Annotated in this window: 10 protein-coding genes and 3 pseudogenes; 11 read left to right on the top strand and 2 right to left on the bottom strand. The window is 38.0% G+C overall.

Features of this window, described 5'->3' with window-relative positions; translation table 11 throughout:
- Positions 1-1,014 (bottom strand): ISL3 family transposase (locus HSISS2_RS04720; protein WP_240472058.1); only part of this gene is annotated, 1,014 nt, incomplete at its 3' end.
- A gap of 189 nt (positions 1,015-1,203) precedes the next feature.
- Here HSISS2_RS04720 and HSISS2_RS04710 point away from each other — a divergent pair.
- Positions 1,204-2,615, top strand: a pseudogene (locus HSISS2_RS04710) (serine hydrolase).
- Between the two features lie 31 nt (positions 2,616-2,646).
- Here HSISS2_RS04710 and HSISS2_RS10855 read toward each other — a convergent pair.
- Entirely contained in the window at positions 2,647-3,336 is a 690-nt protein-coding gene (locus tag HSISS2_RS10855) for an A24 family peptidase (RefSeq protein WP_021145638.1), read from the bottom strand.
- A 75-nt stretch (positions 3,337-3,411) separates the two neighbouring features.
- Between HSISS2_RS10855 and HSISS2_RS04705 the strand changes: the two genes are divergently transcribed.
- From HSISS2_RS04705 to HSISS2_RS04665, 10 genes and pseudogenes are all read left to right on the top strand, one after another.
- Positions 3,412-3,933, top strand: coding sequence for a Dps family protein (locus HSISS2_RS04705; protein ID WP_014634248.1), 522 nt, complete (start codon positions 3,412-3,414; stop codon positions 3,931-3,933).
- An 87-nt stretch (positions 3,934-4,020) separates the two neighbouring features.
- Complete coding sequence (locus HSISS2_RS04700; RefSeq protein ID WP_002884117.1) at positions 4,021-4,458, top strand: Fur family transcriptional regulator; 438 nt, start codon at positions 4,021-4,023, stop codon at positions 4,456-4,458.
- Between the two features lie 102 nt (positions 4,459-4,560).
- Entirely contained in the window at positions 4,561-4,767 is a 207-nt protein-coding gene (locus HSISS2_RS04695) for a YqgQ family protein (RefSeq protein WP_014634249.1), read from the top strand.
- A gap of 6 nt (positions 4,768-4,773) precedes the next feature.
- Positions 4,774-5,727, top strand: a complete 954-nt coding sequence (locus HSISS2_RS04690; RefSeq protein WP_021145636.1) for an ROK family glucokinase — start codon at positions 4,774-4,776, stop codon at positions 5,725-5,727.
- Between the two features lie 144 nt (positions 5,728-5,871).
- A pseudogene (gene typA, locus HSISS2_RS04685) lies at positions 5,872-7,721 on the top strand (translational GTPase TypA).
- A gap of 19 nt (positions 7,722-7,740) precedes the next feature.
- The gene (locus tag HSISS2_RS04680) at positions 7,741-8,010 is read left to right on the top strand and encodes a DUF3165 family protein (protein ID WP_002884134.1); all 270 of its coding nucleotides are present in this window, start codon (positions 7,741-7,743) and stop codon (positions 8,008-8,010) included.
- 127 nt (positions 8,011-8,137) lie between these two features.
- Positions 8,138-9,490, top strand: a complete 1,353-nt coding sequence (gene murD, locus HSISS2_RS04675) for a UDP-N-acetylmuramoyl-L-alanine--D-glutamate ligase (protein ID WP_021145633.1) — start codon at positions 8,138-8,140, stop codon at positions 9,488-9,490.
- A 3-nt stretch (positions 9,491-9,493) separates the two neighbouring features.
- Positions 9,494-10,563 (top strand): annotated as a pseudogene (locus tag HSISS2_RS04670) (UDP-N-acetylglucosamine--N-acetylmuramyl-(pentapeptide) pyrophosphoryl-undecaprenol N-acetylglucosamine transferase).
- Between the two features lie 56 nt (positions 10,564-10,619).
- The gene (locus HSISS2_RS11745) at positions 10,620-10,772 is read left to right on the top strand and encodes a hypothetical protein (RefSeq protein ID WP_240472057.1); all 153 of its coding nucleotides are present in this window, start codon (positions 10,620-10,622) and stop codon (positions 10,770-10,772) included.
- Positions 10,769-11,360 (top strand): FtsQ-type POTRA domain-containing protein (locus tag HSISS2_RS04665; protein ID WP_240472056.1); only part of this gene is annotated, 592 nt, incomplete at its 3' end. The genes HSISS2_RS11745 and HSISS2_RS04665, both read left to right, overlap by 4 nt.

Genomic DNA, 11,360 nt, shown 5'->3' with positions numbered 1-11,360 from the left:
ATTCTCCTCTATGAGTTCAAAAAACTCATCCCCTCTCTTCTCCTGAAAGTGAAAAAGCAAAAGCTGATAGAGGTTATAATAATTGGTGAGTTCTTCTGAGAAATTCAGTGTCTTCTCAACGACTTCATGTGGGCATAATGTTTGATGGAAGGTCTTTGAGTAAAAAGGATTGAGAGATAACTTACGGCTGTCCTTTTGGAAGAGTCTCCAGTGATTTTTTAAAGCTCGATAAGGTAGCGACTTCTTATCAAACTGGTTCATAATCGCAATTCTTGTCTTTAAAAAGGCTCGACCAAGGTGCTGAATAATGTGAAATCGATCAAGAACGATTTTGGCGTTTGGAAAGAGCTTGCGAGCCAGTGGCATATAAGCTCCAGACATATCCATAGTGATAAACTGTACCTGTTGTCGGACTTTCAATGGATACTTCAAAAAGTAGTTTCGTATAGTAGTTTGGCAGCGATTATCAAGTATAGTTATGAGTTCGTTTGTCTCATAGTTCTGTGCCACAAAAGCCAATTCCCCTTTCTTGAAGCCAAACTCATCCCAGGACATAATAGCTGGGAGTTTGTCATAATGTTCCTTGAAAGTAAACTGGTCGAGTTTACGATAGACAGTGGACGTTGACACGCGAAGTCTTCTGGCAATATCCGTTAATGACACCTTCTCAGTTAGGAGTTGTGTAACCTTTTGTCGGACTAGATTGGAGATTTGGCAGTTTTTCTCAACGATAGATGTCTCAGCTACCGTGACTCGTCTACAACTTTTACACTGGAAACGACGTTTTTTCAGACGTAGTAGTGTTGGAGTTCCAGCTTGCTCAAGAAGAGGGATTTTAGAAGGCTTTTGAAAGTCGTACTTGATCATCTTTCCATGGCAATGAGGACATGATGGTGCAGGGGAATCGAGTTTTGCTTGAATCTCGATATGAGTATCAGTTTCAAAAACAAGTGAAATATTGATATTTTGGTCTTTAATTCCGATTAATTCTGTGGTATTCTTAATAAGTCTCATAAGTTCTTCCTAATGATGGTTTGGTTGCTTTTCATTATAGTTCTTATGGGACTTTTTGTCTGCATTCAAAAAGCTCTATAATCTCTACAGTAGTTTTACCCACTACAGAAATTATAGAGCCGTTTAAAATTATCCTCACTATTGGGGATAATTTTTTGTAATATGATTGTAAAATCTCCTTGATTTTTAGTGAATTATAGCTTAAACTATAATTGTTATGAAAAAAAGAAAAAACATTCAAGCAAAAAGTATAGTGGAAGCCGCCGAAAAACTAAAGATAAAAAGAAAGATTCGGTAAAACAAGACCTTCAAAAAGACACTAAAGATACTAAAAAAGATGTCAAAAAAGGCGCTAAGAAAGACAACAAAAAAGCATCGAAAAAAGATGCTAAAAAGACTTCTAAAAAATCAGTAGACAAGAAGTCAGCTGAGGAAACAGTAGTACCAGTTGAACACAAGGAAGACGAAGCAAAAACTGAAACTTTGGCACTTAGAAGTAAGCGCTCTAAGAAATCTAAAGCTAAATCAAAATCATCTCGTGATGATAAAAAGCTTATATTATCTTAGCCTTCCTAGGTGTTTTGGTAATTCTTCTGTTTGTTGCCATGCTTGCTTTAGCAGGACGTGGTAAACAAGCTGGTCACACTGGTGGTATTGGAAATATCTTCGGATCTAGTTCTAAAGTCACTAAAAAAGAAGACAAAGAAAAAGAGGAAAAGGTAACTCCAACTAATAAATCAGCCGAAGCTAAACAAGCCGTCATGGAAGCAGATGCAGATACCATGTATGGTAATGGCTTGTATTATGATTATGCTAACATGACATTGAACCAAGTGGTTGAAGCATTTATGGCTGACCAAGGTATTGAGTCTAGCCAAATTGCCTTTTCGTATAAAAATACCAAGACAAATGAGCAATTCTCTATGAATGATACTCAGCCAATGACTGCAGGATCAACTTATAAATTGCCACTAAACATGCTTGTCATGGATGAGGTTAATAAGGGTAAACTTTCTTTAACTGAACGTTTTGATATTACTAATACTGAGTATGAATACCAAGGTGAGCATGATAATTATGTTGCTGCTTTCGGTGGTTCAATGACTATTCCAGAGATGCAAGAATATTCTCTTGTATACTCTGAGAATACTCCTGCCTACGCTTTGGCGGAACGCCTTGGTGGTATGGAAAAATTCTATGGTATGCTCGATAAATACGGTAAATCAAAAGGTGAAGTGAAGACTATCCAAATGCATGGTAATAAGACAACAACAGATTATTACATTCAAGTTTTGGATTATCTCTGGAAACATCAAGATAATTACAAGGATATCCTTCACTACATTGGTGAGTCATTCCCTAATGAGTACTACAAGACATATCTTCCTAATCTGACAATTTATCAAAAACCAGGTTATGTCCGTGAAGCACTTAACGTTGATGCTATCGTTATGGAAGATACACCTTATATGGTTGCAATCTATACACGTTACCTTGGTGGATCAACTGAAAATTCAGATGAAATCAGCGGTTGGGGTCTCCAACAATTAGGAATGCTCTCTTATGTCATTAATGAGTGGCACCGTGTCAATATGAACTAATAAAGAAAAGCCGAATTTATCGGCTTTTTTTCTATATAATTGAACAAAAAGTAAGAAGTACTATCCCTAGAAAAAGAAATGGGACAAATGCGATGCATTCCTTGAGATTTCTTCGTAGAAGGAAGTAAGCTAGTCCTAATAGGCAGGCAATTTCGATAATAAGTAGTATTTTTGAAAATGGGAAAATAAGGGAGGCACTTGCTAAATAGAGAAAATCTCCTTCCCCAATATTTAGATGTTTCATATAAGAAAGGGTAGCGATGGTAATCCCCAAGGCAAATGTGAGGTAGTAGTTGCCCATGAATAAGAGTGGGACTGTTCCAACTATCCAAATCAGAAGCGGATAGGATTTATGTCTCAAATCAAAAATTGATAGACAAAGGCTGAAGTAAAGAAAGTAGGTTACTTCAAGACTTAAAAAGTCATAAAAATATAGAAGGCATATTACTCCACAAAATAGTTCCATAAAGAGGTAACGAAGAGGGATAGGAGTCTGACATGAACGACATCGAGATCTTAAGAAAAGTTGTGAGAGGATAGGGATCATCTCGAAAAAATACAACTGATGCTTGCAGTGACTACAGTGACTACTAGGAAAAATAATCGACTTTTCAAGAAAACGATCACAAATTAGTCCGATAAATGAACCTAAAGAGGCTCCTAGAAAAAATAAATAATACTTAACATACCTAATTATTCGAAAAAGAGTGAGAAAAAGCATTTTACTTGCATCTTATTTAGAAATATTATAAAATAAAAGTATAAATAATAGTAATTCTAAATAAGGAGAATTAATATGGTAGATTCAATTAAAGAAACAATCAATGAAACAGTTAACCAACAAGCTGAAACACCTTCATATACAAAAACTAAAGCAGTTTTGAATCAAGCAGTTGCTGATTTGTCTGTAGCGGCTTCAATTGTTCACCAAGTTCATTGGTATATGCGTGGTCCTGGTTTCCTCTATCTTCATCCAAAAATGGATGAATTGATGGATAGTTTGAATGCTCACCTTGATGTTGTTAGTGAACGTTTGATTACTATTGGTGGGGAACCATACTCAACTTTGGTAGAATTTTCATCTAATTCAGGCTTGACTGAAACTACTGGTACATTTGATAAACCAATGTCTGATCAAATCCAATTATTGGTTGATACATACAAATATTTGTCAGTATTGTTCCAAGTTGGTTTGGATATCACAGATGAAGAAGGAGATGCTCCTTCAAATGATATCTTCACTGCAGCTAAATCTGAAATTGATAAGACAATCTGGATGTTGACTGCAGAACTTGGACAAGCTCCAGGCTTGAGATAAGCATTTTTGAGTTAAGATGATTGTCAAGAGTTCCTCTAAAAGTGTATAATAGACGTAAAATACTTTTAGAAGAGGGGAGGCGGCGATATGTCTGAGCATCGACGTAGTCTAGGCGTTTATGAAGATGTCCTAAATCAGTTAAAAGCTAAAGGAATTCGGTTGACGGAATCTCGTAAAGCTGTTATTCGCTATTTGATGATGTCTGATCAACACCCTAGTGCAGATGTGATATATTATGACCTACTCCCTGACAATCCTGGGATGAGTTTGGCGACGGTCTATAACAACCTGAAGGTGTTGGTTGAAGAAGGGATTGTCTCTGAAATCAAGGTTAATAATGATAATACAACCTATTATGATTTTATGGGACATGACCACTTAAACATTGTTTGTGAAAAATGTGGTCACATTACTGACTTAGACTTACCGATTCCGTCTTTCAAGGAAGAGGTAGAATCACAAACTGGATTTCGCATTACTCGTGAACAGATGATTTTACATGGGATTTGCCCGAATTGTCAATAACCTGAGTCTAAATGACTTAGGTCTTTTTTGAAGTATACAATAATCTGTAAAGGTTTTCAAAACTATCTTGTCATGGCAGAAGCTTTTTGCTAAAATATTGCTATGAAAACTTTATATGACGTTCAACAGTTGTTGAAACAGTTTGGCATAGTAGTTTACCTGGGAAAAAGGCTCTATGATATCGAAATGATGAAGATTGAATTAGAAGCCCTCTACCAGAATGGTTTGGTGGACAAGGACAGCTACCTTACTGCTGAAATGATTTTACGACGTGAACATCGCATTGAAATGGAGAAAGAAAATGAGTAAAAACTCTTGGGAATTGACCTTGGTGGAACAACTGTTAAATTTGGTATTTTGACTTCAGAAGGTGAAGTGCAAGAAAAATGGGCGATTGAAACAAATACGCTTGAAAATGGTCGTCACATCGTCCCTAACATCGTGGAGTCTTTGAAACACCGTTTGGAAATGTACGGACTTACTGCAGAAGATTTCATTGGAATTGGTATGGGTTCTCCAGGAGCTGTTGATCGTGAAAATAAAACGGTTACTGGTGCCTTCAACTTGAACTGGGCAGAAACTCAAGAAGTTGGATCTGTCATCGAAAAAGAACTCGGTATTCCATTTGCCATTGATAATGATGCTAACGTTGCTGCCCTCGGTGAACGTTGGGTTGGTGCTGGTGCTAACAATCCTGATGTTGTCTTTGTGACATTAGGAACAGGAGTTGGTGGCGGCGTTATCGCTGATGGTAACTTGATTCATGGTGTTGGCGGTGCTGGTGGTGAAATTGGCCACATTATCGTTGAGCCTGAAACAGGATTTGAATGTACTTGCGGAAACAAAGGATGCTTGGAAACTGTAGCTTCTGCAACAGGTGTCGTACGTTTGGCACGTCATTTAGCAGAAGGATATGAAGGTAACTCTTCTATTAAAGCTGCTGTAGATAATGGTGAGCAAGTAACAAGTAAAGATATTTTCGTTGCCGCTGCCGAAGGCGACAAGTTTGCTAATAGCATCGTTGACAAAGTCTCTGAATACCTAGGACTTGCAACAGCAAATATCTCAAATATTCTTAACCCAGATTCAGTTGTAATCGGTGGTGGTGTTTCAGCAGCTGGTGAATTCTTGCGTAGCCGTGTTGAAGGATACTTTACACGTTATGCATTCCCACAAGTTCGCCGTACAACAAAAGTGAAATTAGCAGAGCTTGGAAATGATGCTGGTATCATTGGAGCTGCTAGCCTTGCACTTACAATTGATAACTAATGAATGACAGAAGGTGTGTCTGACCAATTATAGGTGGACAGCACCTTTTTCTTGTTGAAAAACGTTTACAATCAGCTGAGCTCTGCCATTTTGTTGAAAATGTGGTATACTTTAAAAGTTGAAATAAAAATTAAAGAGGAAAAAATGACTAAACTTAGAGAAGATATCCGTAACGTAGCCATCATTGCCCACGTTGACCACGGTAAAACAACACTTGTTGATGAATTGTTGAAACAATCACACACTCTTGACGAGCGTAAAGAGCTTGATGAGCGTGCAATGGACTCAAACGATCTTGAAAAAGAACGTGGAATTACAATCCTTGCCAAAAATACAGCCGTTGCTTATAACGGTACGCGTATCAACATCATGGATACACCAGGTCACGCGGACTTCGGTGGAGAAGTTGAACGTATCATGAAAATGGTTGATGGGGTTGTCCTTGTTGTCGATGCCTACGAAGGTACAATGCCTCAAACACGTTTTGTGTTGAAAAAGCACTCGAGCAAAACTTGACACCTATCGTTGTTGTTAACAAGATTGATAAACCATCAGCTCGTCCTGAAGAAGTTGTTGATGAAGTTCTTGAACTTTTCATCGAGCTTGGTGCTGATGATGATCAGTTGGAATTCCCAGTTGTGTATGCTTCAGCGATTAACGGAACATCATCATTGTCGGATAACCCTGCTGATCAAGAGCACACTATGGCTCCAATCTTTGACACTATTATTGACCACATCCCAGCTCCTGTAGATAACTCAGATGAGCCTCTTCAATTCCAAGTGTCACTTCTTGACTACAATGATTTCGTTGGACGTATCGGTATTGGACGTATCTTCCGTGGAACTGTAAAAGTTGGTGACCAAGTTACCCTTTCAAAACTTGACGGAACAACAAAGAACTTCCGTGTTACTAAACTTTTCGGTTTCTTTGGTTTGGAACGTCGTGAAATTGAAGAAGCAAAAGCTGGTGATTTGATTGCCATCTCAGGTATGGAAGACATCTTCGTTGGTGAAACAATTACACCAACTGATGCTGTTGAACCATTGCCAGTTCTTCGTATTGACGAACCAACACTTCAAATGACTTTCTTGGCTAATAACTCACCATTTGCAGGTCGTGAAGGTAAACACGTGACATCACGTAAGGTTGAAGAGCGTCTCTTGGCAGAGTTGCAAACAGACGTTTCTCTTCGTGTTGATCCAACTGATTCACCAGATAAATGGACTGTCTCAGGTCGTGGTGAATTGCACTTGTCAATCCTTATCGAAACAATGCGTCGTGAAGGATACGAACTTCAAGTATCTCGTCCAGAAGTTATCATCAAAGAAATTGATGGTGTGAAATGTGAGCCATTTGAACGTGTTCAAATTGATACTCCAGAAGAGTACCAAGGTTCTATCATCCAAGCCCTTTCAGAACGTAAAGGTGATATGCTTGATATGCAGATGGTTGGTAACGGTCAAACACGTCTTATCTTCCTCGTACCAGCTCGTGGACTTATTGGATTCTCTACTGAATTCTTGTCTATGACACGTGGTTACGGTATCATGAACCACACCTTCGACCAATACTTGCCAGTTGTTGCTGGTGAAATTGGTGGCCGTCACCGTGGTGCCCTTGTTTCTATCGATACAGGTAAAGCGACAACTTACTCAATCATGCGTATCGAAGAACGTGGTACAATCTTTGTTAACCCAGGTACTGAAGTTTATGAAGGTATGATTGTTGGTGAAAATGCTCGTGAAAATGACCTTGGTGTCAATATCACTACAGCAAAACAAATGACAAACGTGCGTTCAGCAACTAAGGACCAAACGGCTGTTATCAAGACTCCACGTATCTTGACTCTTGAAGAATCACTTGAATTCTTGGATGACGATGAGTACATGGAAGTAACGCCTGAATCTATCCGCTTGCGTAAACAAATTTTGAATAAAGCAGAGCGTGATAAAGCCAATAAACGTAAGAAAAAAGCAGCAGAAGCTGAATAATATATAGAGAGGAGAAGAGATGTTTTATCTGATTGTTGCTATATTGATTGCATCATTCTATTTCTTTATTGCACCAAAGTCGGTAAAAAACACCATGAATCTTCTCTTTGTCATGGCTACCTTAGCATTGCTCCTACTTTTAGCAGTGCTATCAATCATTAAATTCTTCAGTTTACCTGGTGAGTTCTTTGTTACGGTGGGAATGCTTGTATTGAGCTATTTCACCTTGAAAGATTTTTTCGCTATGTCAGAGCTTAATCATGAAAAAGCTGAACATGAAGATAAATAAGTAGCATGAGATTAAAAGTCAATCGAATAGATTGGCTTTTTCTTTTGCCAAGAAGAGGTAACTCCTTGAAATAGCTTGGGATAAAGGGTAAAATGATTATGATACAATTTGAGAGAATGGACGAATTATGAAATCAGTAACACAATTTGAAAATAAAAAAGTTTTGGTCCTTGGTTTGGCTAAATCTGGTGAAGCAGCTGCCCGCCTATTGGCTAAGTTGGGTGCTATTGTCACTGTTAATGACGGAAAACCTTTTGAGGAAAACCCTTCGGCTCAGGCTCTTCTTGAAGAAGGAATTAAGGTTGTTTGTGGTGGACATCCTCTTGAGCTTTTGGATGAAAATTTTGAACTAATGGTCAAGAATCCTGGGATTCGTTACGACAATCCAATGGTAGCCCGTGCACTTGAAAAAGGAATTCCAGTCTGGACTGAAGTTGAATTGGCTTACCTAGTGTCAGAAGCACCGATTATTGGTATAACTGGCTCAAACGGTAAGACGACAACGACAACTATGATTGCTGATGTCCTAAATCATGGTGGTAAGTCTGGCGTCTTGTCAGGAAATATCGGCTTCCCTGCATCAGAAGTTGCCCAATCAGTGACCGCTCAAGACACCTTAGTTATGGAATTGTCTTCTTTCCAATTGATGGGAATTAACAGTTTCCATCCCCACATTGCGGTTATTACCAATTTGATGCCAACACATATTGATTATCACGGTAGTTTTGAAGCATATGTGGCAGCCAAATGGAATATTCAAAATCGAATGACCTCAGATGATTTCATTATTTTGAACTTTAACCAAGATCTTGCTAAGGAGTTGGCTACTAAGACGAAAGCACAAGTCGTTCCATTCTCAACTGTGGAAAAAGTAGATGGAGCCTATCTTGAAAACGGGGGTCTTTACTATAAAGGTGAGTTGATTATGCAAGCCGATGAGATTGGTGTTCCTGGTAGTCACAATGTTGAAAATGCTTTGGCTACAATTGCGGTTTCTAAGCTGTCAGGTGTTTCAAACCAGGCTATCAAAGAAACTTTAGCAAGTTTTGGAGGAGTTAAGCATCGTCTTCAATTCGTTGATACCATTAACGACGTGAAATTCTATAATGATAGTAAGTCAACAAACATTTTGGCGACTCAAAAAGCACTTTCTGGATTTGATAATAGTAAAGTCATTTTGATTGCTGGTGGTTTAGATCGTGGTAATGAATTTGATGAACTCGTTCCTGATATTACAGGAGTCAAGAAAATGATTATTTTGGGAGAATCCGCTCCTCGTGTCAAACGTGCCGCTGAGAAAGCAGGTGTATCTTATCTTGATGCTAAAGATGTAGCTGATGCGACACGTATTGCTTTTGATCAAGCCAATGCAGGAGATGTTGTTTTATTGAGTCCTGCTAACGCCAGCTGGGATATGTACAAGAATTTTGAAGTGCGTGGTGATGAATTTATCGCAACGGTTGAGCAATTGAAGGGATAAGCTATGGCAAAATCGAAAAAGATTGTTTTTACCGGTGGTGGAACAGTTGGACATGTGACCCTAAATCTTATCTTAATTCCAAAGTTCATCAAAGATGGATGGGAGGTTCACTATATTGGTGATAAGCATGGCATCGAACATGAACAAATCTCTAAATCTGGTTTAGATGTTACCTTCCACAGTATTGCTACAGGGAAGTTACGTCGATATTTTTCATGGCAAAACATGCTTGACGTTTTTAAAGTTGGTTGGGGAATCCTTCAATCTATTGCGATTATTGCAAAGATTCGGCCACAAGCACTTTTTTCTAAGGGCGGATTTGTCTCTGTACCGCCAGTGATTGCTTCTAAATTATTAGGAGTTCCTGTTTATGTGCATGAGTCTGATCTTTCTATGGGGTTAGCCAATAAAATTGCCTACAAGTTTGCGACTACGATGTTTACGACTTTTGAGCAACCAAAAGCTTTGACAAAGACAAAACATGTTGGCGCTATTACTAAGGTTGGTGTGGCACAAACAGGACAAAAAGATATCCTCGATAATATTAAGAAACAGTTTGATGCCAATTTGAAAACCGTTCTTTTTATCGGTGGATCAGCTGGTGCAAAGGTTTTAATGATTTTATTAGCAATACTCCACAACTGACTGAACACTACAATGTCATTAATATTTCTGGTGATTCTTCATTAAATACCTTACAACCTCATCTATACCGAATTGATTATGTAACAGATTTGTACCAACCTCTTATGGATTTGGCTGATTTAGTAGTAACTCGGGGTGGTTCAAATACCATTTTTGAATTATTGGCGATGAAAAAACTGCATGTAATCATTCCTTTGGGGAAAGAAGCTAGCCGTGGAGATCAACTTGAAAATGCTGCTTATTTTGAACGAAAAGGTTATGCCCGCCAATTACAGGAACCTGATTTAAGTTGGGCAACTTTGAATGATGAGCTAGAACAACTTGTTGAAAATGCAAAGACTTACAAAGAAGCTATGGCAAAATCTGAGGAAATCACATCTCCTGATGATTTTTACCACCTATTAGTAACTAGTATTTCAAATAAATAAAGGAATTTCATGGCAAAAAAGGAACAAAATTCACAAGAAAAACAAGTTCTGACGGAGTGGCAGAAGCGAAACTTGGAATTTTTAAGAAAAAAGAGAGCGAAGATTCTGAAGGTATAGAGAAAGAGAATACTCCAATCGAAAACAAGGTACCGGAAAAGAAGAAGGTTAAAAAGAAAAAAAGGACAAGAAGAAAAAAAAGAATAAGTTGAAATCAAGCAGTAACATTCCTATTGCACAACAAAATCTTGCTGGTCTCATTGTCTTCTCAGCTGCTATTTTAATTGTGTTTTCACTCTTCTATATCTCGCCTTGGTCTAAGCAAAAGATTATCACTGTCTCAGGAACAAAAAATGCTTTGCCAGAAGATGTGAAAGTGGCAAGTGGTATTCTTGATACAGATTATATTAGTTATGTCTTTTTAAATCAGAACAAAGTTGCGAGAACTGTTGAAAAAACAAATGTCTGGATTAAAAAAGCGAATGTGACCTATGACTTTCCAAATCAATTTAACATTGCAGTAAAAGAATACCCGATAGTGGCTTATCGTCAAACTGGCAATGGTTATATGTCAATTCTCGAGAGTGGTAAAACTGGTGGAACGGTTTCAACAGGAAATCTTCCAGATAAATTTATTACTTTAAAAATAGATGATGACAAGAAAATTGAAGAACTTGTAAAAGAGCTAAATCAACTGGATGCTAAAATCAAAAATAACATTCAGATTATTAATTTAACGCCTACCAAGGCAACTTCAGATTTGTTGACTATTGAGTTGTATGATGGCAATACCATCCGTG

Source organism: Streptococcus sp. HSISS2 (assembly GCF_000448665.1).
Lineage (GTDB): Bacteria > Bacillota > Bacilli > Lactobacillales > Streptococcaceae > Streptococcus > Streptococcus raffinosi.
This window is presented reverse-complemented; position numbering and strand designations above follow the sequence as displayed.